The sequence below is a fragment of the Streptomyces sp. NBC_00154 genome, from assembly GCF_026342835.1.
In the GTDB taxonomy this organism is placed as follows: Bacteria; Actinomycetota; Actinomycetes; order Streptomycetales; family Streptomycetaceae; genus Streptomyces.
In genome coordinates this window covers 449,369-473,606 of record NZ_JAPEMI010000001.1, presented here as the reverse complement: position 1 = coordinate 473,606, position 24,238 = coordinate 449,369, and the positions used below count along the sequence as shown (strand labels likewise).

At 70.4% G+C, this 24,238-nt stretch carries 19 protein-coding genes; 14 read left to right on the top strand and 5 right to left on the bottom strand.

The genetic code is table 11. The features are described 5' to 3' along the window. Positions 1-58 precede the first annotated feature (58 nt). The 4 genes from OHA03_RS02045 to OHA03_RS02030 all read left to right on the top strand — a co-directional run bounded on the left by OHA03_RS02045 (position 59) and on the right by OHA03_RS02030 (position 6,650). Positions 59-502 (top strand): SRPBCC family protein, encoded by a 444-nt coding sequence (locus OHA03_RS02045; protein WP_267000095.1) that lies wholly within the window; start codon positions 59-61, stop codon positions 500-502. Between the two features lie 187 nt (positions 503-689). Beyond that, positions 690-3,149 carry an MFS transporter gene (locus tag OHA03_RS02040; protein WP_267000093.1) on the top strand — a complete coding sequence of 820 codons (2,460 nt, stop codon included), beginning with the start codon at positions 690-692 and terminating at the stop codon, positions 3,147-3,149. Positions 3,150-3,375: 226 nt separating this feature from the next. Beyond that, positions 3,376-5,823, top strand: coding sequence for a SpoIIE family protein phosphatase (locus OHA03_RS02035; protein ID WP_267000091.1), 2,448 nt, complete (start codon positions 3,376-3,378; stop codon positions 5,821-5,823). 107 nt (positions 5,824-5,930) lie between these two features. Next, positions 5,931-6,650, top strand: coding sequence for a bifunctional 2-polyprenyl-6-hydroxyphenol methylase/3-demethylubiquinol 3-O-methyltransferase UbiG (locus OHA03_RS02030; protein ID WP_267000089.1), 720 nt, complete (start codon positions 5,931-5,933; stop codon positions 6,648-6,650). A gap of 8 nt (positions 6,651-6,658) precedes the next feature. Here the strand turns inward: OHA03_RS02030 and OHA03_RS02025 are convergent, their stop codons facing one another. Genes OHA03_RS02025 through OHA03_RS02015 form a run of 3 tightly spaced genes read right to left on the bottom strand, consistent with a single transcriptional unit; the run spans position 6,659 to position 10,470 of the window. Next, positions 6,659-7,765, bottom strand: a complete 1,107-nt coding sequence (locus OHA03_RS02025) for an acyltransferase (protein WP_267000087.1) — start codon at positions 7,763-7,765, stop codon at positions 6,659-6,661. Next, on the bottom strand, positions 7,765-10,059 hold the full coding sequence (locus OHA03_RS02020) for a bifunctional polysaccharide deacetylase/glycosyltransferase family 2 protein (protein WP_267000085.1): 2,295 nt from the start codon (positions 10,057-10,059) through the stop codon (positions 7,765-7,767). Before OHA03_RS02020 ends, OHA03_RS02025 begins: the two co-directional genes overlap by 1 nt. 6 nt (positions 10,060-10,065) lie before the next feature. Next, the gene (locus OHA03_RS02015) at positions 10,066-10,470 is read right to left on the bottom strand and encodes a hypothetical protein (RefSeq protein WP_267000083.1); all 405 of its coding nucleotides are present in this window, start codon (positions 10,468-10,470) and stop codon (positions 10,066-10,068) included. Between the two features lie 308 nt (positions 10,471-10,778). Here OHA03_RS02015 and OHA03_RS02010 point away from each other — a divergent pair, with 308 nt between their 5' ends. Next, positions 10,779-11,822 (top strand): chitinase, encoded by a 1,044-nt coding sequence (locus OHA03_RS02010; protein WP_267000065.1) that lies wholly within the window; start codon positions 10,779-10,781, stop codon positions 11,820-11,822. Positions 11,823-11,828: 6 nt separating this feature from the next. Here the strand turns inward: OHA03_RS02010 and OHA03_RS02005 are convergent, their stop codons facing one another. Beyond that, on the bottom strand, positions 11,829-12,731 hold the full coding sequence (locus tag OHA03_RS02005) for a LysR family transcriptional regulator (RefSeq protein WP_267000063.1): 903 nt from the start codon (positions 12,729-12,731) through the stop codon (positions 11,829-11,831). Positions 12,732-12,850: 119 nt separating this feature from the next. Here OHA03_RS02005 and OHA03_RS02000 point away from each other — a divergent pair, with 119 nt between their 5' ends. From OHA03_RS02000 to OHA03_RS01960, 9 genes are all read left to right on the top strand, one after another. Continuing rightward, complete coding sequence (locus OHA03_RS02000) at positions 12,851-13,843, top strand: aldo/keto reductase (RefSeq protein WP_267000061.1); 993 nt, start codon at positions 12,851-12,853, stop codon at positions 13,841-13,843. 239 nt (positions 13,844-14,082) lie between these two features. Further along, a complete protein-coding gene (locus tag OHA03_RS01995; protein WP_267000059.1) occupies positions 14,083-15,081 on the top strand; it encodes an alpha/beta fold hydrolase in 999 nt (332 codons plus the stop codon). 213 nt (positions 15,082-15,294) lie between these two features. Continuing rightward, a complete protein-coding gene (locus tag OHA03_RS01990; RefSeq protein WP_267000057.1) occupies positions 15,295-16,128 on the top strand; it encodes a M55 family metallopeptidase in 834 nt (277 codons plus the stop codon). Then, a complete protein-coding gene (locus tag OHA03_RS01985) occupies positions 16,121-17,464 on the top strand; it encodes a M20/M25/M40 family metallo-hydrolase (protein ID WP_267000055.1) in 1,344 nt (447 codons plus the stop codon). Before OHA03_RS01990 ends, OHA03_RS01985 begins: the two co-directional genes overlap by 8 nt. Before the next feature lie 21 nt (positions 17,465-17,485). After that, complete coding sequence (locus OHA03_RS01980) at positions 17,486-19,474, top strand: prolyl oligopeptidase family serine peptidase (protein WP_267000053.1); 1,989 nt, start codon at positions 17,486-17,488, stop codon at positions 19,472-19,474. Continuing rightward, on the top strand, positions 19,471-20,415 hold the full coding sequence (locus OHA03_RS01975) for an LD-carboxypeptidase (protein WP_267000051.1): 945 nt from the start codon (positions 19,471-19,473) through the stop codon (positions 20,413-20,415). The genes OHA03_RS01980 and OHA03_RS01975 overlap by 4 nt, the downstream gene beginning before the upstream one ends. A gap of 127 nt (positions 20,416-20,542) precedes the next feature. Beyond that, complete coding sequence (locus OHA03_RS01970; RefSeq protein WP_267000049.1) at positions 20,543-22,357, top strand: CocE/NonD family hydrolase; 1,815 nt, start codon at positions 20,543-20,545, stop codon at positions 22,355-22,357. A gap of 129 nt (positions 22,358-22,486) precedes the next feature. Continuing rightward, positions 22,487-22,726 (top strand): LapA family protein, encoded by a 240-nt coding sequence (locus OHA03_RS01965; RefSeq protein ID WP_267000047.1) that lies wholly within the window; start codon positions 22,487-22,489, stop codon positions 22,724-22,726. Between the two features lie 29 nt (positions 22,727-22,755). After that, positions 22,756-23,376 carry a GNAT family N-acetyltransferase gene (locus tag OHA03_RS01960; RefSeq protein ID WP_267000045.1) on the top strand — a complete coding sequence of 207 codons (621 nt, stop codon included), beginning with the start codon at positions 22,756-22,758 and terminating at the stop codon, positions 23,374-23,376. Here the strand turns inward: OHA03_RS01960 and OHA03_RS01955 are convergent. Next, positions 23,322-24,035: a carbon-nitrogen hydrolase family protein gene (locus tag OHA03_RS01955; RefSeq protein ID WP_267000043.1), complete on the bottom strand. Its 714-nt coding sequence runs from the start codon at positions 24,033-24,035 to the stop codon at positions 23,322-23,324. The two genes, OHA03_RS01960 and OHA03_RS01955, sit on opposite strands and share 55 nt — an antisense overlap. Positions 24,036-24,238: the final 203 nt, after the last annotated feature.

Below are 24,238 nucleotides of genomic sequence, written 5' to 3'. Positions count from 1 at the left end.
AGTGCCCGAAGTGATTGGCTCAGCACACCCCGAACAACCGAGTGGTGGAGGAGCAGCCATGGCGCAGGTCGAGGCCACGACAGAGCGGATCATCGCGGCGGACGCGGAAACGGTGTTCGACGCGCTGGCCGACTACAAGGAGGTCCGGGGCAAGGTGCTGCCCGGTCAATTCAGTGAGTACGAGGTGCGCGAGGGCGGTGACGGCGAGGGCACGCTCGTCCACTGGAAGCTTCAGGCCACCAGCAAACGGATCCGCGACTGTCTGCTGGAGGTCAGTGAGCCGACGGAAGGTCAGCTCGTCGAGAAGGACCGCAACTCGTCGATGGTCACCACCTGGACCGTCACTCCGTCCGGCGAGGGCAAGTCCAAGGCTGTCGTGTCGACCGTCTGGAACGGTGCGGGCGGCATCGGCGGATTCTTCGAGAAGACCTTTGCGCCCAAGGGACTTGGGCGCATCTACGACGAGCTGCTGCAGAACCTCGCCACCGAGGTCGAGAAGTAGCACCGGGCATCCCTGACCGGCCTCACCGGTTCGGGTGGTTTTCCCGGCCCGCCAGTTGCGCGCCGTAGTGGCTCCCACCGGGGCATAAGCCCCCCGAGTGCGCCGTCAGCGCCCCCCGTCGCGTTTGCCTCTCTATGTCGCGCAATGCGAGAAATGGGCGGCGCAGATGCGACGAGGGGAGCGGCACGTGGTGGGCGGTATCACTCTGGTGAAGGACGAGCCGGACGGTGCGGGCGGCGCCGGGGAGCAGACGGCCGCCCCTCCCGGCGCGACGACCGAGCCCCCGTCCACATCGCCCTCAACTGCTTCCACCGCCACGGATCCCGCCGCCCAGGAGATCAGCCCCCGAGGGATCCGGCTGGTCTTCCTCGGGCTGATGCTCACCCTGCTGCTCGCGGCGCTCGACCAGATGATCGTCGCCACCGCACTGCCCAAGATCGTCGGTGAGCTGCACGGCCTGGAGAAGATGTCCTGGGCGGTCACCGCCTATCTGCTCGCCTCCACCATCGGACTGCCGATCTACGGCAAGCTCGGCGATCTCTTCGGCCGCAAGAGCGTCTTCCAGTTCGCGATCGTCGTCTTCGTCGTCGGCTCCGCGCTGGCCGGCTGGTCCCGCACCATGGACGAACTGATCGCCTTCCGTGCCATCCAGGGCGTCGGCGGCGGCGGACTCATGATCGGGGTCCAGGCGATCATCGCGGACGTCGTACCGCCTCGCGAGCGCGGCCGCTTCATGGGGCTGATCGGTGCCGCGTTCGGTCTCGCGTCCGTCGCGGGTCCGCTGCTCGGCGGCTTCTTCACCGACCACGCCTCCTGGCGCTGGTGCTTCTACATCAACGTTCCGTTCGGCCTGGTCACCCTCGCCGTCATCACCGTCGTACTGAAGCTCCCCAAGCCCACGGTCCGGCCCCGCCTCGATGTGCTCGGCGCCCTGCTGCTGGCCGCCGCCTCCACCTGCGTGGTGCTGCTGACCAGCTGGGGCGGCACGGAGTACGCCTGGGGCTCGCGCACCATCCTCGGGCTGGCCGCCGGAGCTGCCGGAACGACCCTGCTCTTCCTCGTGGTCGAGCGCCGTGCCCCCGAACCCGTCATCCCGCTGCGGCTGTTCCGCGACTCGATCTTCAATGTCACCGCGCTCGTCGGCGCGGTCGTCGGCGTCGCCCTGTTCGGCGCCGCCAGCTATCTGCCGACCTTCCTGCAGATGGTCGACGGCGCCACCGCCACCGAATCGGGACTGCTGATGCTCCCGATGATGGGCGGCATCGTCGGGGCGTCCGTCGTCTCCGGCCAGCTGATCTCCCGTACCGGCCGCTACCGCGTGTACCCGATCCTCGGCAGTGCGATCTCGGTGGTCGGCATGTGGCTGCTCTCGCGCCTCGAAACCGACACTCCGCGCCTCGAGTACAGCATTGCGCAGGCCGTGCTCGGCATCGGGATCGGCCTGATCATGCCGGTGCTCGTGCTGGCCGTGCAGAACTCCGTACCGCCCGCCGACCTCGGCGCCGCCACCAGCGCGAACAACTACTTCCGGCAGATCGGCGGCAGCGTCGGCGCCGCCGTGTTCGGGACGCTCTTCGCGGGCCGTCTCGCCGACGCTCTCGCCGTCCGCCTCCCGTCCGGAGCCGACCTCCCCGACCCCGAGTCGATCACCCCGCAGCTGGTCCATGCCATGGAGCCCGCGCTCCGCGACAGCTATATCCAGGCGTACGCCGACGCGATGCCCCGGATCTTCCTCTACCTCGTGCCGGTGCTCGCGCTCGGCCTCTTCATCGCCTTCTTCCTCAAGGAGAAACCGCTGGTGTCCCACCACAGCCCCGATTCAGCTGCCGAGTCCGCCTCGATCCCCGGCGCACGTACCACCGCCGCCCCGCCGCCGCCCGTCCACCTCTCGGGCGTGCCGGTGTGCGGCAGCGTCCAGCACGCCGACGGTTCGAAGGTCCCGCGCGCCGCCCTCACCCTCATCGACGTCCAGGGGCAGCAGGTCGGAAGGGGCGCGAGCGGTGACGACGGGCGGTACGCGCTGAGCGTGCCGGGCTCCGGCAGTTACGTCCTGATCGCGGCGGCCGGCGGGCACCAGCCGCAGGCCGTCAGCGTCACCGTCGGCGAACGGCCCGTCGAGCTCGATGTGGTGCTCGGCGGCGCGGGCAGGCTCGCCGGGACCGTCGTCACGGCCGACGGGATCCCGGTGCGGGACGCCGCCGTCACCCTCACTGATGTGCGCGGCGAGGTCGTCGCGTCCACCCGCAGCGGTCGCGAGGGCGGCTATGTGATCTCGGAGTTGGTGGCCGGCGAGTACACCCTCGCCGCCAGCGCCCCCGCCTTCCGGCCCGCTGCGCTGCCGGTCAGCGTGCAGGCCGCAAGAGAGACCCGGCAGGACATCGAACTGGCCGGTGGCGCTGTGCTGCGCGGCATCGTACGGGCGAGCGGCGGACGGCCGGTCGAGGACGCCCGGGTCACGCTCCTCGACGCGGCGGGCAATGTCGTCGACACCCTGACCACCGGGCCCGACGGGGCGTTCCGCTTCGTGGACCTGTCGACCGGCGAGTACACGGTGATCGCGGCCGGGTATCCGCCAGTGGCGACCGTCCTCCAGGTCGCGGGCGGCGGACGCACCGAACGCGACCTCCAGCTCGGGCACGAGGACTGACGGAGAGGGCCAGGGCCGCGGCCCTGGGCCAGGGTCTGGTGGCAGGACCCGGTTCCGGTTCCGGTTGTCCGAGCGCCTCCCGCCTGCCCGGTTGTGCGCGGCGGGGCGCGCGGGGCGCACCACCCCTGGGGTCGATTCCGCCGATGACCGGCGAGGGCCGGACCCGGAGCCGTACCGTGGAGTCACATGCCGCAGAGCCTTGCGGTAGGGAAGGAGCCTTCCACCCATGGACCTCGGTGTGCCGCCGCAGAGGGCACCACAGTCGCGCGACGCCACTGCCGGACGGGTGCCGCTCGCCGTGGTCGTCGTCGACGCGGCCGGACTCGTGTCGCACTGGTCCACCGGGGCCAGACGGCTCTTCGGCGTCGCCAGGGAGGAAGCCATCGGCTGCCCGGCCGGTGAACTCCTGCCGGTCTCCGGGGCGTTGCGGCAGGACGGGGAGCCCGGGCCGGACGGTACGTACGCCGGGTTCGGCCACGGACTCGACAGTTCGCTCAGCGGGAGCGTCGCCTATCCGGCGGCGGGACGGGCCCGGGTCGACGAGCCTCGACGCGGCCGGATCGACGTTCTGTGGTGGGCCTACCCGCTGGTCGGCCCCGGCCCCGAGCGGCTCCTCGTACTTGCCGCGGACGCCGGGCAGTTGCGCGACGCCGATGCGAACGGCAGCCGGGACAGCGAGACGATCGCCCCCGGCTTCGCACTCCACACCGACTTCCCCGGCTATCAGGACCTGGCCGGCCGGCTCCCCGAGATCCTGCCCAACATGAGCGTCCACCAGGCGACCCGGATCGTCTCGCAGGTCCTCGAACTGGGCTATCCGATCCTGGAGTTCAGCCACCGCGACCGGGTCCCGGTCACTCCCGACTGGGGTGTGCCGCGCCGGACGCCGCGCCGTCCGGCCGGGGATCCGGAGGCCACCGCCGACGGTTCGCACGCACCCCGCGCCGTGCCGCGTCCCGAACTCGACCTCGAATACGGCGCGGTCCGCGAACGGCTGGAGTTCCTCAACGAGGTCAGCGGCCGCATCGGCACCTCCCTCGATCTCGAACGCACCATCCGCGAGGTCACCAGAGCCGCCGTCCCCCGCTTCACCGACTTCGCGGGTACGCATCTGCGCGCCGCGGTCCTCGCCGGTGAGGGCTTCCCGGACGGGCCGCCCGACGTCACCACCGTCTGGCACCGGGTGTGGGTCGAACACAACGACGAACCAGGCCGCTGGGACGACACCGTCCCGGTCGGCGAGTCCATCGCCTTCCCCGAGCACACACCGTTCTTCCAGTGCATGGTCACCGGTGAGCCGGTCCTCATCCCGTACGTCGGCGAGGAGATGAGCAACCGGATCTCGGGCGAGTTCGAGAAGCGCGACCTGCGTCCCCTGATCACCCACCGGTCGCTGCTCATCGTGCCGCTCAAGGCCCGTGACGTGGTGCTCGGCTTCATGGTCCTGATGCGCCGTCCCGGCCGTGAGCCCTTCGACGACATGGACCGCACCACGGGCGCCGAACTCGCCGCCCGTGCCGGGCTCGTACTCGACAACGCCCGCATGTACACGTACCAGGAGAATGTCGCCGACACCCTCCAGGACAGCATGCTGCCCCAGGTGGAACCGCGTATGGCGGGCTGCGACATCGCCACCCGCTACCTGCCCGGCGCCCGGCTCGGCCGGATCGGCGGCGACTGGTTCGACTCGGTGAAACTGCCCGGCTCCCGGACCGCACTCGTCGTCGGCGACGTCATGGGGCACGGACTCAACTCGGCCGCGATGATGGGTCAGTTGCGCACCGCCGTACTGACGATGGCCACCATGGAGATGCCGCCCGCCCAGTTGCTGCGCAACCTCGACGACCTGGCGCAGCGCCTCGGTGAACAGTATCTGGCGACCTGCCTCTACGCCGTCTACGACCCGATCCACTCCGAGCTCCAGATCGCCAACGCCGGGCACATCCCGCCCGTGCTGGTCCGCGCTGAGGACGGCCGGGCGGAGCTTCTCGACCTGCCGACCGGTGCGCCCATCGGCGTCGGCGGTGTCGCCTTCGAGACCGCGACCGTGCAGGTGCGGCCCGGCGACCGGCTGGTTCTGTGCACCGACGGCCTGGTCGAGGTGCGTGGCCAGGACATCGGCGCGGGACTCGCCGCACTCTGCGCCTCCGCCGCGCACCCCGCCGCCTCGATGGACGACGCCTGCGACACGATCATCCGCGCCCTGAACCCGAAGGGCGGCCGCAAGGACGACGTGGCACTGCTGATGGCCCGGCTGAACGGCATCCCGGACGGCGACGTCGCCGAGTGGCAACTCGCCCTGGACCCACGCGAAGTGGCCCGCGCCCGGCGGCTGGTCCGCGGCAAGCTCCTCGACTGGGAACTGCCGGAGGCGGTGGAGTCGGCCGAACTGATGGTCAGTGAACTCGTCACCAACGCCGTGAAGCACGGGCGCACCCACCACATCGGGCTGCGCCTCGTCCGGACCGGCGCCCTGCTCTGCGAGGTCAGCGACGACGAACCGGCCCCGGCCGCGCTCCTCAACGCCTCCGCCCACGACGAGTTCGGCCGCGGACTGCTGGTGGTGAGCGGCCTCGCCCGCGAGTGGGGGACGAGCACCACGGCACGGGGCAAGACCGTCTGGTTCGAACAGGCACTCACCCGCTTCCCGCGCCCTCGGTCGAACACCAGGTGAAAGACGCCGCCACGGACGACGGATGATGCGCACACCCTTGCCCCGGGACGCTCCGGGCGGTAGTCCGTTGCTGAGCAGCGGTGGATACAACGGAGTCGGGAGTGCGTATGGACGTGTCGCAGGGCTACCGCGAGTCGTGGGAAGGCTTCTGGTCGGCCACCTCCGACGCCCCCGGCGAGGCGATCTGGGACTCGGACCCGTCCCTCACCTCCGTACCCGACAGCGAGCTGCTGCTTCCGTACGCCGACGCCTCGCTGCCCGTCGTCGACCTCGGCTGCGGCAACGGCACCCAGACCCGCTACCTCGCCACCTGCTTCGCCCGCGCCATCGGCGTGGACCTCTCGCACGCGGCCATCGAGCACGCACGCCGCGCGGACACCGCGGGCGTCGCGGAGTTCGCCCAGCTCAACCTCGTCGACGGTGACGCGGTGCGGGCTCTGCACGAACGGATCGGCGACACCAACGTCTATATGCGGGCGGTGATCCATCAGAGCGAGCCGCCGGCCCGGGCGGCGGTCGCCGGGGCCGTCGCGACGCTGATCGGGGAGCGTGGCCGGGCCTTCGTCGCCGAGCTGACCCCCGCCTCCAGGACCGTGCTCCAGCAGGCCGCCCAGGCGCCGGGCGGACCGCCCCGGAAACTGCGGCGGGTCTTCGAGCACGGGCTCAAGCCGGCCGGCGCCACCGAGGAGGAAATTCCGGAGCTGCTGCGGGCGGCCGGGATGACGACACTGGCCACCGGGGACACCGCACTCGCCCAGACCGAGTACCTGCCCGACGGCACCCGCATCGACCTGCCCGCCCGCTGGTTCGTCCTCGCCGGCGGCTGACACGGGGATCACGGCAGCAGTCGTGGCCCCCGTTTCGCTGCGATGTCCTCGACCCAGCCGAAGAGGGCCACGGCCGCCGCGATCAGCACCCAGGCGACCGTGAACTGGAACCACATGCTGTCCAGCGGCAGATCCCGTTCGAACGCGGGAACGTTCCACATCAGATCGATCAGCGGGACGCTCGCCATCAGCGCGACCTCGTGCCACAGATAGATCGTCACGGCACGGGCATTGAAGGCCTTCACGATCCGGTCGGCCAACCGATGCCGGGCGAGCCCGGCGAAGTCGGGCCGGAAGCGGAGCAGCAGGAGCACGAATCCCGCGGACCACAGCGCCTGGGCGAGCGGGATGTCGTCGAGATCGTAGGAACCGTCGACCCGGTGGTGGAAGGCCCACCAGGCGCCCGCCGCCAGCAGGACCGGCGCCACGGTGACGACGAGTGCCGGGCGCATCCGGTCGAGTACACCGTCGCGGTGGGCGAAGCCGAGCAGCCAGCAGAACAGGAACACCGACAGGTCGCTGAGGGTACTGCCGAGGCGACCGTCCGGCACACTGCCCACGGTCTCCAGGGCCAGGACAGGCACGAGGGAAAGCGCGAGCACGGGCAGCGGGGCCAGGCGAAAGGCGCGCAGCAGCACCGGGGACAGCAGCACGAACCACAGATACGTGCGCAGGTACCAGAGCACCGCCCACGCCTGCTCGCCCCACGCATTGCCGGGGGGATCACCGACCGGCAGCACCCAGTACAGGACATCGGGTCCCGGCAGCCAGCCGTGCAGCAGCATCGCCGTACCGATGACCAGCGCGAACACCCAGAGGGGGATCAGTAGTCTGCGCAGCCGGCCGCGGATGACGCGCAGCGCGGGCCGCTCCAGCGAACGAGCCATGAGCGATCCGGCGAGTGCGAACATCACGCCCATGGACGGGAAGACCAGCCCCAGCCAGGGCCACTCGAACGCGTGGTACGTGATGACGCGGACCAGTGCGAAGGCCCGCAGCGCGTCGAAGTAGCGGTCGCGGCCGCCTTTCGGGGCAGCCGGGACCACAGGCTCGGCGGCGGCCTCTTCCGCATGGACCGCGGTCTGCGGTCCGCCCTTGCGGTGTGCGCCTCCCATCAGCGCACCCCCGTGCCGGGGGCCGGTGTACCCACCTCGCCGGTGCGCTTCAGCTTCTGCCAGCGCAGCCGGCCGCCGGTCGCGGCGGTGACGCACGAGTGGATCAGCACCAGATACATCAGCTGACGGTACGCGATCTGCTGCAACGGCAGCATGAGCAGATACCGGTACCGCTCGCGGTCGAGACGGAACGCGTAGCCGGCGCAGACCAGTTGGACAAGCAGCACCGCCAGCCAGGCGAGCAGCGACGCCTTGAAGTCCACAAAGATCATCGCGTAGACCGTGAACACGTCGATGAGCGGTGCGAAGACCGGCGTGACGATCTGGAAGAGGACCACCAGCGGCATCCCGACCCGGCCGAAGCGACCGGACGGCCCCCGGTCGGTGACCGATTTCCGGTGCTTCCACAGCGCCTGCATGGTGCCGTAACTCCAGCGGTAGCGCTGCCGCCACAGCTGCCCCAGCGAGGCGGGCGCCTCGGTCCAGGCGCGCGCATGCTCAGCGTAGACGACGCGCCATCCGGCGCGGTGCAGCGCGATCGTGATGTCGGTGTCCTCGGCGAGAGTGTCCTCGCTCATCCCGCCGACCTCCAGCACCGCATCGCGGCGAAACGCCCCGATCGCGCCCGGGATGGTGGGCATGCAGCGCAGCAGGTCGTACATCCGGCGGTCGAGGTTGAAGCCCATCACGTACTCGATGTGCTGCCAGGCGCCGATCATGGTGGTGCGGTTGCCGACCTTGGCATTGCCGGCGACCGCACCGACCTCCGGGTCGCCGAACGGCTGCACGAGTCGCTGAACGGTGTCGGGTTCGAAGACGGTGTCGCCGTCCATCATCACCACGATGTCGTAACGCGCGTGCCGCACACCGTTGTTGAGCGCGGCGGGCTTGCCCGCGTTCGGCTGGCGGATCACCCGCACGTTCGGCAGCCCCAGGGACTCGGCGATCTCGGCGGTGCCGTCGGTCGAGCCGTCGTCGACGACCACGATCTCGATGGGATGGGTGCTGGCGGCCAGGGAGTTGAGGGTGTTGGCGATGCACTCCTTCTCGTTGTACGCGGGCACGATCACGCTGACCGGTTCGGTGACCGAGGGCCCCCAGGTGAACCTGCGTCTGTTGCGTTGCCGGTAGTGGCGCCGTGCGAGGACGAGCATCATCGCGAACCTGCCCAACACGGCTACGCCCACGACCGCCAAGACCGCGGCCAGACCGGGCACGGTCCACTCCGCGACGGCGACCGCACCGAGGAGGGCGCGGCCCTCCCAGAGCGTAGCGGTGTCGGCCGTGCGGTGCGCGGCCTGCTCCGGGTTGCTCTGCAGGGTGTTGCCCGCGGTGCCGGGAGTGCCCTGCGGCGCCTGCGTCTGCTGTCCCTGTGCCTGCTGCCCTTGTGCCTGCTGTCCCTGTCCCTGCTGTCCCTGTGCTCGTTGCTGGGCGCCGCTGACCGTGGTGAAGGTATAGCCCTTCGACTTCATCTTCTTGATGTACTGGGGCAGCGCTTCGAGGGTCTGGGCGCGGTTGCCGCCCGCGTCGTGGAAGAGCACCGAGGCGCCCTTTCCGCTCTTCGGTGTGGCCCACTTGATGATCTTGGAGACGCCCGGCTGCTGCCAGTCCTCGCTGTCCGTGTCGATGAAGACACTGGTGTACCCCATCGCGCCGAGCTTCTTGTAGACGGGCCAGCTGTAGTTGTCGATCGCGTCGTTCGTCGACGAGTACGGGGCGCGGAAGAGGGTCGTCGTGATGCCCGCGGCTCCCGCCAGCGCGAGCTGTGTCTGTGCGATCTCCCGAGTGACGCGGGCCGCGCTCTGGTACGAGAGATCGACATGGGTGAAGGTGTGGACGCCCACCTCGTTGCCGTCGTCGACCATCCGGCGCACCACATCCGGGTAGCGCGAGACCATCGAGCCGACCAGGAAGAACGTGCCGGGCACATCGTTGTCGTCCAGGATGTCGAGCACCTTCTGGGTCCACTCGGGGTCCGGGCCGTCGTCGAAGGTGAGCACGATCGTCTTGTCGGGTACGGACCGGGTCCGCGCCGTGCCGCCCTGGAAGCTGAGGAACGGCCCGCCGTCGAGGACGCTGTCGGGCACCTTGCTCGCGCTCGCGTCGGAGCGGACACGCTGGTCGTTTCCGACCTCGGCCCGCAGATAGCCGTCGAGCAGCATCACGGAGACGAGGCCGAGCAGGAGCAGCAGGGCGATGATCACCCGCGGCTTGGGAACCGCCTGGCGGCGGACGCGTTCGATCCGGCTCGGCGTGGCATGCCGTCGCTGGGGTCGTACCTGATTCCGGTTCATCAAGGATCAGCCGGTCCCCGTGGTCGCGGACACCGACACGGACACGGATGCCGAGGGCGACGGGCCCGCCCCGTCGGCGGGAGGACCGCTCGGGGGTGCGCCGGTGACTCCCGGTGGGGTCATCCCGTTGGGGCCGCCCTGGGCGGAGGGCGCGCCGTCGAAGGGAAGCAGCTCCGAGGGCGACATGGAGATGCCGCCCATGAAGGCGAGGCCCAGCACGGCCGCGTAACCGACACAGGCGATGCCCAGGGCGATACCCGCACGGCGGAGCAACCGGGCCCGGCGCCCGGAGGTGTCCACGAAGACGGGACCTTCCTGCGCTGCGGTGCCGGCCAGGGGCCTGCGCAGGCCGGCGTGTTTGCGCCGGCCGTGTCCGGTCGGATTTTTCTCGATGGCGGTGTCGGAATGCATTTGCGCATGCTGACGAACTGCGATGTGCGAAGTCTGAGCCGTTTCTGGCCGAACGCTGTGAGAAAGCGGGAAGGCTGTGGATGAACTGAGAACGCGACCGCGAGCCGGGCTCCGTACGGGATATATGATGCATCATCATATCCCTTTTGCCAGAGGGCGAATGAATAATCCCGGGGTGGATCTTCGGTGGGCCCGAGGGGAAAACATCCGGGTTCGGACACATGGCGATGTGTGAGAGGTTTTCGGTGTTCCCCGTTCTTCATTGTTGCTGTTTCGGGACAATTCTCACGAGAGCAGGTGCAAACTTTATGCGCATTTCACCGAAGGGCTCTCCGAAGGGCGCGGCGGGGCGTGCGAGGCGGGCGACCGCCGTCGTGGCCGGACTCGTCGCACTCGGGCTCGCCTGCTCGGCGTGTACGACGGGCGCGGCGGCGAACCAGGGCGGCGACTCCCGCCCGGGCGGCCCCACGGCCTCCGCCGCCACGACCGCCTACACCCCGTACGTCAGCGCGACGACCGCGGCCGATACCGACTCCGTCGGTTCCCCGGACACGTACAACCTCGCCTTTGTCGTCGCCGACGACGACACCTGCACCCCGCTCTGGGGTGGCTCCGCCGAGCCCACCAGCCATGCGGTGGCCTCACGCGTCGCCGCACTCACCGCCACCGGTGCGGACATCCGGGTCTCGTTCGGCGGGGCCGCGGGGACCGAGCTGGCACTCGCCTGCGACAGCGCCGAGGAACTGGCCGACGCCTACGCCCAGGTGCTCGACGCCGTGGGCGCCACCAAGGCCGACTTCGACATCGAAGGTGACGCGCTGACCGACCGGGCGTCGATCACCCTCCGCGACAAGGCGCTCCGCCTGCTCCAGAAGAAGCGGCACCTCGACGTCACGTACACCCTGCCCGTGATGCCGGACGGCCTGGAGACCACCGGCACGGACCTCCTGAGCGACGCCGCCGAGCAGAAGGTCGACCTCTCCGCGGTGAACATCATGGCCATGAACTACAGCACGTCCCACGACGGCGACATGAGCGACTATGCGCAGCAGGCCGCCGAAGCCACCCACGATCAGCTCACCGACGTACTCGGTCTGTCGGACTCCGAAGCCTGGCAGGCCCTGCACATCACGGTGATGCTCGGTGTCAACGACATGGCCGGAGAGACGTTCACCCTCGCCGACGCCGCCTCTCTGCGCGCCTTCGCCCGGCGGACCGGCGTCGGTGCGCTCTCCATGTGGGCCACCTTCCGCGACCGGGAATGCACCGACGAGGACACCACGAAGGCGAGCGACACGTGCAGCGGGGTCGAGCAGAAGACGGGAGCCTTCGCGACGGCGCTGGGCGGGTGACCGCGGTCAGCGCGTGGCGCCGTCGCGCACGTCGCTGCGCACCAAGGTCATCAGCGAGCGGGCGCCGGGGCTCGTCGCCCCGGCGGCCGGAAGCACCACGACGCTCTCGTAGAAAGGCTGGTCGGCCCCGTCCAGCTCCACCGCGACCAGCCCCAGGGCCTCGGGCTTGCGCGAGAAGTGGTGCGGCACCACGGCGATCCCCAGCCCCTCGTGCACCAGCTCCAGCAGGCTGTGCACGTCGTTCACCTCAAGGCCCACCGTGCGGCGCACCCGCGCCGTCGCGAACGCCTCGTCGGCTGCGCGGCGCGGCCCCCAGTCCGGATGGAAGTCGATGAACGACTCACCGGGAAGCTCGTCGAACGGGACGCGGGGCGCCTGCGCGAACCGGTGACCGGGGGCGCACAGGACGACCATGCGCTCCCGCGCCAGCGGGATCAGCTCGCCACGCCACTCCCCGGCACTCACCGCCGCGGCGAACGCGACGTCGAGCCGGCCACCCGCCACCCCGTCCAGCAGACTCGACGTGCCCTCCTGGCGGAGCCGGATCTCCATCTGCGGGTGTTTGCGGTGAAAGGCCGCGAGCAGCCGCGGGACCCGCACACCGGCCACACACTGCTCGACCCCCACCGTCAGCGTGCCGCGCAGCAGTCCCCGCACCGCATCGACGGCGTCCTTCGCCGCCCGTGCGCCCGCCAGCGTGCGCTCCGCCTCCACGAGCAGCGCGCGGCCCGCCTCGGTCAGCCGCACGGTGCGGGTGGTCCGGCTGAACAGCGGGGTCTTCAACTCCTGTTCCAGGGAGCGGATGGAGGCCGACAGCCCGGACTGCGACACGGCGACCCGTTCGGCGGCACGGGTGAAGTGCTGCTCCTCGGCGACGGCGATGAAATGTTCCAGCTGGCGCAACTCCATGATTGAGAAACATAGACGATAAATCCAACCTGAATCTTCTGTTGGACTGCTGGATCGATGTCGGGGAGCCTGGAGACCGGCGCATTCCCGCACCCCTTCCTCTCTCCGTGGAGCCCCGCATGTACCTCCCGTCGCCCGACCGCTACCAGGCCATGCCGTACCGGCGCACCGGACGCAGCGGTCTGCTGCTCCCCGCGCTCTCGCTCGGCCTCTGGCACAACTTCGGACGCGACCGGACCGCGGACACCCAGGGGCAGATCCTCCGCCGGGCGTTCGACCTCGGCATCACACACTTCGATCTCGCCAACAACTACGGCCCGCCGCCCGGCGCCGCCGAGAGCGCGATGGGACGCGCCCTGAGGACGGACTTCGCCCGGCTCCGGGACGAGATCGTCATCTCCACCAAGGCGGGCTACCTGATGTGGGACGGGCCGTACGGGGAGTGGGGATCGCGCAAGTCCGTGCTCTCGTCGCTCGACCGGAGCCTCACCCGGCTCGGCCTCGACTACGTCGACATCTTCTACTCCCACCGGCCCGACCCGGACACCCCGCTCGAAGAGACCATGGGGGCGCTGGACTCCGCGGTACGGCAGGGCAAGGCGCTCTACGTCGGCCTCTCCAACTACTCGCCGGAGCAGACCCGGGAGGCGGCCAGGATCCTCAAGGACCTCGGCACCCCGCTGCTGATCCACCAGCCGCGCTACTCGATGCTGGACCGCTGGGTCGAGGACGGCCTGCTCACGGCGCTGGACGAGCTGGGCGTCGGCTCCATCGCCTACTCGCCGCTGGAACAGGGCATCCTCTCCGACCGCTATCTGCAGGGGATCCCGGCGGGCTCGCGCGCGGCGGGCGACAGCCCCTTCCTGACGCCCGAGTCGGTCACCCCGGAGCTGATCAGCCGGCTGCGCGCACTGGACAAGGTCGCCTCCGAGCGCGGGCAGTCCCTGGCGCAGATGGCGCTGGCCTGGGTGCTGCGGGGCGGACGGGTCACGTCGGCCGTGGTCGGGGCGAGCAGTGTCGCCCAGTTGGAGAACAGCGTCGACGCGGTGCGTCACCTGGAGTTCAGCGACGAGGAACTGGCCCGGATCGAGGTACTTCTGAAGACCTCCTGAGGGGGGCGCTGTCCTTCGGAGGAGAGCGCGGACCGGGCGGCCCGCCCGGTCCGTCCGGGAACGGAGCCGTACCCCGGGCCGGCAAAAGGTGACCCGATCCGCCGGTCGCCATGCGGTCAGGAGCTGTCTTCACCCGGACGGTCGGCCGATGTCACTCCGCTGCTTCCCGGGCCGCGCCGTACCTGCCGGCTCCGGAAACGCTGGGTGCGTCGTCCCCCTCCTCCCGAAGAGAGAACCGCATGACTGTGTCACCCGTTCTCGCACCGCGGCACCGGCGAATACGTCCGACACGTTCCCGTCGTGGGCGTGCGATCGCCGCGGCGCTGACCACGACGGTCCTCGCCGGAGCCGCCGGATCGGCAGCGGCCGACACGGGTACCACAGTCGTGACCAGGCCGACCGTGGTGCTGGTGCACGGTGCGTTCGCTGACGCCTCCAGTTGGAACGGCGTGGCCGAACGGCTGCAGCGGGACGGGTACAGCGTCGTCGCCCCGGCCAATCCGCTCCGGGGACTGGCGGGGGACTCCGCGTACATAGCCAGCTTCCTCAAGAGCATCCAGGGACCGATCGTGCTGGTCGGGCACTCCTACGGTGGCGCGGTGATCAGCACCGCCGCCGCCGGGAACTCCCAGGTGAAATCTCTCGTGTTCGTGAACGCGTTCATGCCGGACAAGGGCGAGGCCCTCGGCGCACTGGGCGACAGGTTCCCGGGCAGTGAACTCGCCGCGGCCCTCAGGCCCGTACCGTTCCGCAACGCCGACGGCACCAACGGTACCGACCTCTACCTGCAGGCCGCCAAGTTCCACCAGGCCTTCGCCGCGGACCTCCCCGCGGCCGTGGCGGCCGTGATGGCTGCCACCCAACGCCCCATCGTCGCCTCCGCGTTCATGGACAAGGCTGCCGAAGCCGCGTGGAAGACCATCCCGTCCTGGGCCCTGGTCTCCACCAGGGACAAGGCCATCTCCCCGGCCCTCGAGCGCTTCGAGGCGCAGCGCGCCCACGCGCGGACGGTCGAGGTCGACGCCTCCCACGTCGCCCTGGTGTCGCACCCGGACGCCGTCGCCGATCTCATCCGCCAGGCAGCCACCGGCGGCGGGCCATCCGCACAGCCGGCCCTGGCCGGCACGGGGCTGAGCACCCTGGTCCTGGCAGGCCTCGGGGTGCTCGCGGGCGGGACCGTACTGACGGGCTGCGGCCTCATCGGGGCAGCCCGCAAGCGCCGCGAACCCGGGCGCTGACCCGCACCGCCGAGCCCCGCCGGCGGCGCGGTCACCGACCTCGTACTGCCGGCGCCGAACTCACCGCACGCCCGGTTCCGAGATCCCAACGGTCTTGCACTGGACTGGACCTCTGGAGCTGAAAACACCTCTGGCCTGGGACTCCACCGCCGCGTACGGTGTTGCGGCAGGAAGATCGCAACGACTTCTGACCTGTGAGAGGACCGGTACATCGTGAAGATCCTCATCAGCGCGGACATGGAAGGTGCCACGGGGGTGACCTGGCCGGCCGATGTGCTGCCCGGCACCCCGCAGTGGGAGCGCTGCCGCTCGATGTTCACCTCCGATGTGAACGCGGCGGCCCTCGGCTTCTACGACGGGGGAGCCGATGAGGTGCTCGTCAACGAGGCGCACTGGTCCATGCGCAACCTCCTGCTGGAGCGGCTCGACGACCGGGTCCAGATGCTCACCGGCAAGCACAAGTCCCTCAGCATGGTGGAGGGCATCCAGCACGGGGACGTCGACGCGATCGCCTTCGTCGGCTACCACACGGGAGCCGGTACGGAGGGCGTGCTCGCGCACACCTACCTCGCCAACTCCATCACCGGCGTCTGGCTGAACGGCGTCCGCGCCAGCGAGGGGCTGCTCAACGCCCATGTCGCCGCCGAGTACGGCGTGCCCGTCGTCCTCGTCACCGGCGACAACCTGACCTGCGTGGACGCGGACGGATATGCCCCCGAGGCCCGCAAGGTCGCCGTGAAGGACTATGTGTCGCGGTATGCGGCGGTGTGCCGCACCCCGGCCCGTACCGCCGCCGACATCCGTGCGGCCGCGAAGGAGGCGACCGCGCTCGCCGGGCGCCATGATCCGGTGCGGGGCGGCTCGTTCACCGTGGAGCTGGAGTTCGACGCCGAGCATCTGGCAGCGGCTGCGACCGTCGTCCCCGGCGTGGCGCCGAGCGGTGAGCGGCGTGTCGCCTACACCAGTACGACGATGTACGAAGGTATCCGCACGTTCAAGGCGGTGACGACGATCGTGTCGTCCGCTGTGGAGGAGCAGTATGGCTGAGGTGACCACGCCCCAGGAATCCGTCGACGATCTGGCGTTCGACGAATCGGTGACGTTCACCTCCGAACTGATCCGGATCGACACGACGAACCGGGGGGACGGCGACTGCAGGGAGCGCCCCGCCGCCGAGTACGTGGCCGAACGGCTGGCTGGCGCGGGACTGGCGCCCACGCTGCTGGAACGCACCCCGGGCCGCACCAACGTGGTCGCCAGGATCGAGGGCACCGACCCGTCCGCCGACGCGCTCCTGGTGCACGGGCATCTCGACGTCGTGCCCGCCGAGGCCGACGACTGGACCGTGCACCCCTTCTCCGGGGAGGTCCGTGACGGGGTCGTCTGGGGCCGTGGCGCGATCGACATGAAGAACATGGACGCGATGGTCCTCGCGGTCGTCCGTGCCTGGGCCCGGGCCGGCATCCGGCCCCGCCGGGACATCGTGATCGCGTACACCGCGGACGAGGAGGCCAGCGCCGCCGACGGCTCCGGCTTCCTCGCCGACCAGCACCCCGAACTCTTCGAAGGGTGTACGGAGGGCATCAGCGAGTCCGGTGCCTTCACCTTCCACGCCGGACCGAGGATGCCGCTCTACCCGATCGCCGCGGGCGAACGCGGCACCGGATGGCTGAAGCTCACCGCACACGGCAAGGCGGGCCACGGCTCCAAGGTCAACAAGGCGAACGCGGTCAGCACACTCGCCGCCGCCGTCGCCCGGATCGGCGCGCACGAATGGCCGGTGCGGCTCACCCCGACCGTACGCGCGGCGCTGACCGAGATCGCCGCGCTGCACGGGATCCGGGTGGATGTCGACGCTCCCGGATTCGACGTGGACGAACTCCTCGGCAAGCTCGGGCCGGCCGCCGCACTGGTCGAACCCACCGTCAGGAACAGCGCCAACCCGACGATGCTGGAGGCCGGCTACAAGGTCAACGTGATCCCGGGCCGCGCCGTCGCCTACATCGACGGCCGGATGGTGCCGGGCGGCGAGGACGAGTTCCACGCCACCCTGGACCGGCTGACCGGACCCGATGTCGACTGGGAGTTCCACCACCGCGAGATCGCCCTGCAGGCCCCGGTCGACTCGCCGACGTACGCGAAGATGCGCGCCGCCGTCGAACGCTTCGACCCGGACGGTCATGTCGTGCCGTACTGCATGTCGGGCGGGACGGATGCCAAGCAGTTCTCCCGCCTCGGCATCACCGGCTACGGCTTCTCACCGCTGAAGCTCCCGGTGGGCTTCGACTACCAGGCGCTCTTCCACGGCGTCGACGAACGCGTGCCCGTCGAGGCGCTGCACTTCGGCGTCCGCGTACTCGACCACTATCTGCGCACGGCCTGACCCGCACGGGGGGATTTGATCATGGTGTCCACAGGGGCCTACGGAACATGGCAGTCACCGATCGACGCACGGCTGGCCGCGTCGCACGACGGCCGCCCGGAGTACGTCGGCGTGGTCGGCGACGAAGTGTGGTGGACGGAGCCGCGCCCCGCCGAGGCGGGGCGCCGCGCCCTGGTCCGCCGCCGGGCGGACGGGACCACCGAGTCCGTGCTGCCTGTTCCGTGGAACGTCCGCAGCCGCGTCATCGAGTACGGCGGACGGCCCTGGGCCGGCGCCGGGCGCACCGACGGCGGACCGCTCGTCGTCTTCGTGAACTTCGCCGACCAGCGGCTGTACGCGTACGCGCCGGACGGGCCCGGAGAACCGTGGCCGCTCACCCCGCTGTCGGGCGTCGGCGGCGGACTGCGCTGGGTCGACCCGCAACTGCACCTCGACCGGGGCGAGCGGGGCGAAGTGTGGTGTGTCCTGGAGGAGTTCACCGGCGAGGCGCCCACCGAGGTGCGACGGGTGATCGCCGCCGTGCCGCTGGACGGATCGGCGGCCGACGACCGTGGCGCGGTGCGCGAACTCTCCGACGACCGGCACCGCTTCGTCACCGGGCCGAAGGTCTCGCCCGACGGGCGTCGGGTGGCGTGGATCGCCTGGGATCATCCGCGGATGCCGTGGGACGGCACCGAGGTGATGCTCGCCGACATCGCCGACGACGGCACGTTCCACAGCGCCTGGAGCTTCGGCGGCGGACCCGAGGAGTCGGTGCCACAGATCGAATGGACCACCGACGGACAGCTCCTCTTCGCGAGCGACCGCAGCGGCTGGTGGAACCTCTACCGCGCCGATCCGCACCGGGGGACGGTGGCGCTCTGCACACAGGAGCAGGAGTTCGCCGGACCGCTCTGGAAGATCGGGCTCGGCTGGTTCCGGCCACTGGAGAACGGACTGATCGCCACCATCCACGGCAAGGGCACCACCACCCTCGGCATCCTCGATCCGGAGACCGGAGAACTCGCCGACATCGCGGGGCCCTGGACCGAATGGGCCGAGACGCTCGCCGTGCACGGCAGCCGGGTCATCGGTGTCGCCGCGAGCCCGCGGAGCGCGTACGAGATCGTGGAGCTGGACACCACGACCGGCCGCAGCCGGATCATCGGCGCCCGGCACCGGGACGAAGTCGATCCCGCGTACTACCCCGAACCTCACCAGCGCACCTTCACCGGGCCCGACGGCCGCGACATCCACACCCACATCTACCCGCCGCGCAACCCCGAACGGGTCTGTCCCGAAGGCGAGTTGCCGCCTTACGTGGTGTGGGTGCACGGCGGTCCCACCGGGCACGCCGCGCTCGTCCTCGACCTGGAGATCGCCTACTTCACCTCGCGCGGCATCGGCGTCGCCGAGGTCAACTACGGCGGTTCCACCGGCTACGGCAGGACGTACCGCAACCGGCTGCGCCAACAGTGGGGCGTCGTCGACGTGGAGGACTGCGCCGCCGTCGCCCAGGCGCTGGCAGCCGAGGGCGCGGCCGACCCGAACCGGCTCGCCATCCGCGGCGGCAGCGCCGGTGGCTGGACCACCGCCGCCTCGCTGACCAGCACCGATGTCTACGCCTGCGGCACTGTCAGCTACCCCATCCTCGACCTGACCGGCTGGGGCACCGACGAGACCCATGACTTCGAGTCGCAGTACCTGGAGTCCCTGGTCGGCCCGCTCGCCGAGGTCCCGGACCGCTACCGCGAACGGTCGCCGATCAACCGGACGGACCGGCTGACCACCCCGTTCCTGCTGCTCCAGGGGCTCGACGACGTGATCTGCCCGCCGGCCCAGTGCGAGCGGTTCCTGGCTGCGATCGAGGGCCGCGGCATCCCGCACGCGTATCTCGCGTTCGAGGGGGAGAGCCATGGATTCCGGCGCGCCGACACCATGATCGGCGCGCTGGAGGCCGAACTCTCCCTGTATGCACAGACCTTCGGGATCGACCGCCCCGACGTACCGCAACTGGAGCTGAAGAAGTGACTCTGACTCCTCTGACCCGCGCCGCCCGCCTGCGGCCCGGTGCCAGGGTCGCCGTCGTGTCGCCCAGCGGACCGGTGCCCGTCGGCCGCCTCGAAGCAGGACTCGATGTGCTGCGCGGCTGGGGCCTGGAGCCCGTCGAGATGCCTCATGTCCGTGCCGTGCACCCGGAGTTGGGCTATCTCGCGGGTACGGACGAGGAGCGTGCCCGGGACCTCCAGGAGGCCTGGTGCGATCCGTCGGTCGAGGCGGTGCTGTGCGCCCGCGGCGGGTACGGGGCACACCGCATGGTCGACCTGGTCGACTGGGCGGCGATGCGCGCGGCCGGGCCCAAGGTGTTCGTCGGCTACAGCGACATCACCGTGCTGCACGAGGCGTTCGCCCGGCGCATGGGGCTCTCGACGCTGCACGGCCCGATGGCAGCCACGGAGGCCTTCCTCAAGGATCCGGACACCCAGGAATCGCTGCGGGCCACCCTGTTCGAGCCGGAGTCGGTACGGACCCTCGGCCTTCGTACGGCCGGGGTGCTGGTGCCCGGCCGGGCCCGCGGCATCACATACGGCGGCTGTGTGAGCCTGCTCGCCGCCGACATCGGCACCCCGCACGCCCGGACGTCCGCCCGGGGCGGGCTGCTGATGATCGAGGACACGACAGAGGATCCGTACCGCCTCGACCGCATCCTCACCCAACTCCTGAGGGCCGGGGCGCTGTCCGGGATATCCGGGGTCGCCTGCGGTTCCTGGCAGGGCTGCGAACCGTACGAGGAGGTGCGTACAGTCCTCGCCGACCGGCTCGGCGGGCTCGGCGTGCCCGTCGTCGAGGAGCTGGGCTTCGGGCACGGCCCGACGGCGCTGACGGTCCCACTCGGCGTGCCCGCGGTGCTGGACGCGCCGGACGACGGCGGTCCGGGCACGCTCACGGTCGAGGTGCCCGCGCTGGTCTGAACGTACTCCGGATGCGAAGAAGTTGAACATCCTTCAGGAAACGCTGTCGCGAGCGTTGACACCGTTATGACACGTATCACAGCATGAGCGCGCCCCAGTACCTACTGGTCGGTAAGCTGCCCTCGCTGTGGAGGTCTTCGTGGCACGCGCTGTTCGCAGATCCCGGTCCCGTAAGTCCTTCGCCTACGTAGCCGGGGCGGCGCTCGCCGCACCTCTGGCCCTCACCGGCGCGGCACACGCCGCCACCACGGCCACCGCCTCCGAATACACCGTCACCGCACTGAAGTTCACGGTCACGGCAGGCGGTCGCTCCTGCACCGTCGACGCCGACCTCTACCGCCCCGCCGGGGCCGACGCCGCTCACCCCGCCCCCGCCGTCCTCGCCACGAACGGCTTCGGCGGCAGCAAGTCGGACGGCTCGACCGACGCCATCGGCAAGGCCTTCGCCTCCCGCGGCTATGTCGGACTCGTCTACTCCGGCCTCGGCTTCGGTAAGTCCGGCTGTCTGATCACACTCGACGACCCGGTGATCGACGGCAGGGCCGCCACCGGACTCATCGACTTCCTCGCCGGGACCCGCGCCGCCGACGACGGGACGAAGGCCGACTTCGTCTCCAAGGACGGCAAGGGCGACCCGCGCGTCGGCATGATCGGCGGCTCGTACGGCGGCGCCATCCAGATGGCCACTGCAGCCGTCGACCGCCGCGTCGACGCCCTGGTCCCGCTGATCACCTGGAACGACCTGTCGTACGCGCTCGATCCCAACAACACGGCCACGAACAAGGGCGTCTCCTCGGACACCCCAGGTGTCTTCAAGTGGCAGTGGACCAACGGCTTCTACCTGATGGGGGAGGGGCAGACGATTCTCGCCCCCAGCCTCGACCCGTCCCGGTTCGGCAACCTCACCTGTCCGCACTTCGCCCCGCAGGCCTGCGACACGATCCGGCTGCTCAACTCCGGCCGCTACCCGGCCGACAGGACCGGCGCGATGCTCGACTACGCGCGCAGCGTCTCCCCGGTCTCCTACCTCGGCAAGGTCAAGGCGCCCACCCTGCTGGTCCAGGGCCAGACCGACAGCCTGTTCAACCTGAACGAGGCCACCGCCACGTACCGGACGCTCAAGTCGCAGGGCACCACGACAAAAATGATCTGGCAGTCCTGGGGTCACAGCGGCGGTCAGGTGCCCGGTGAACTCGACCTGAATGAAGGCAACCTGGAGACCAGTTACGTCGGACAGCGCGTCCTGGCCTGGTTCGACCGTTACCTCCAGCACAGGAAGAACACCGACACCGGCCCCGAGTTCGCCTACTACCGTGACTGGCAGAGCGGCTACGGCACCGCGGCCGCCGTGCCCGCGCTGTCGCAGAAGGTCTACCTCTCCGGTGACGGCAAACTCGTCGGCAACCGTTCCGAGGTCACCCGCGGCAGCCGCCGGTACGCCAACTGGCCGGTGCCGACCAGCCACTCGGAGAACTCGCTCGCCGGCATCATCGGACTGCCCGACCCCGAGCCGTACGACACCCACGGCACCTACCTCGGCTGGACCAGCGCCCCGCTGACCTCCGGCGTCGATGTCGTCGGCGCGCCGAGGGCCATCCTGAAGGTCGTCTCGCCGAAGACGGAGCGCGTACAGAACAGCGGTGACGCCGCCGACAAGCTGGTCCTGTTCGCCAAGGTGTACGACGTGGCGCCGGACGGCTCCAGGACACTGGTGAACCGCCTCGTGTCCCCGGTGCGGGTACCGGACGTCACCCGGCAGTTCACCGTGCAGCTGCCGGGCATCGTGCACCGGTACCGGGCGGGGCACCGGCTCGAGTTCGTGATCGCGGCCAGCGACGGCGCGTACTTCGGCAACCGCGGCATCAAGCCGGTCACGGTCGTCAGCGCCCCGGGCGACACGGGGGTGCTGGAGCTGCCCGTCGTCGGCGGCCGGGTGAACTGAGACCTGGCAGGCCGACGCGGGCCGGTCCGTCACCCGTACGGCCGCTCACCACCGCCCCCGGGCGCCCGGATGGAGACATCCTGGTACCGGGGGCGGTGGCGTTCCAGGATCCAGAGAAGGGGCCGGACCATGAGCCCGAAGGACGTGTCGAGCGGCGGCAAGGGCGCCGTGGGAGCGTTCTCGCCCTCCCGCATCGTTGTTCTCGTCATCGCGATCCTGTCGCTCGTCTTCATCGTCGAGAACACCGGTGAAGTCACGATCCGTCTGCTGATCCCCCTGGTGACGATGCCGCTCGCGGCGGTGCTGCTGGCGATGTTCGTCGCCGGGTTGGTGTGCGGCGGCTATCTCTTCCGCCGCCGCGCGAAGTGAGGCCGGCGGCGGTTGCCTACGCTGTCCGGATGTCTGAGAACGTCTACCTGGCCGAGGGCGCACGCACGGCGATCCGCCCCTTCACCCCCGCGGACGCCGAAGAGTTCACCGACCGCGCCAAGGAGAGCCGCGGCATGCACCACCCGTGGCTGTTCCCGCCCGACGACGCGCGTGCGTATGCCGCGTACGCGGGCCGGCTGGCGGAGGACGCCACAAAGGCGGGCTTCCTCGTCTGCGAACGTGCAGTCGACGACAGGAACGGGACCGTGGCCGGAAGCGGCCCCATCGCAGGCTTCATCAACATCAACAACATCGTCGGCGGCGCCTTCCGCTGCGGCGCGCTGGGATACGGAGCGTTCGCCCACGCGGCCGGGCGCGGCCTGATGAGCGAGGGGCTCGACCTGGTGATGCGCCACGCCTTCGGGCCGCTGGGCCTGCACCGTCTGGAAGCGAACATCCAGCCCGCCAACGCGGGCTCGATCGCCCTGGTGCGCCGGGCCGGATTCCGCCTCGAAGGCTTCTCCCCGGACTTCCTCTTCATCGACGGGGCGTGGCGCGATCACGAGCGGTGGGCGATCACGGCCGAGATGGTGCGTCAGGACCCGCCGAGGGACGCCGACACCATGGCCCCGGGCTCCGGTCCGGCCTGAACGACCACCGCCCCGTCCGGAGCCCAGATTCCGGAGCCGCCCGACGTCTGCGGATAGGTCCCGCTGGCCCCCGCCGAGGTGGACAGCACCACCCACACACCGTGGGCGGCGGCCCGCTCGCTCATGTGCCCGTCGCGCCGGGCGGCCGATTCGGGACCCGCACCGTAGAGGGTGCTTGCCACATACGCGTCGATGCCCAAGGCAGCGGTGTCGGCTGCATGGTCGGGGACAGCCGCGTCGTAACAGATCGCAAGCCCCAGCCGGACCCCGCCGACACCCAGGACCTCCGGCTTCTCGCCCGGGCTGAAACGGTCGAACTCCTCGCCGTGCAGCCACATCTTCCGGTAGACGACGCGCGCGCCCTCTCCCGTGACGGCGAGCGTGGCGATGTGCTCACGCCCGTCGGCGTCGCGCACAGGGGCCCCGGCCAGCGCCGTCGCCCCGGTGGCGCGGCATGCGGAGACGATCGGCCCGAGGCGGGCGTCGTCGGGGGAGACGGCCGGGGCGGTGAGGTCGTAGCCCGTCAGCGACAGCTCCGGAAAGACGACCAGCCGCGCCCGGGCTTCAGCGACTGCCGCCGCATGGGCGGTGGCGTTCGCGGTGACGTCGAGGTGGAGACAGACGGGCTGGGCGACGGCGACGGTCAGGGTTGCGGACACGTGCTACTCCGGGTCGGTCGGCGGGGCGGTCGACATAGCTGTGAGGGATGCACAGGCCTCTGCATACCCGCAGGTCACAGGTATGAACAGCGTCGTCCACAGCCTAGACGGAGGTCGGCCGGGAATCCGTACCGGGACCGGCTCGCACGCGAGCACGCCGACGGACGGTGCCCCCAGTAGGACCGAGCCGGCGGTGTGTCCGG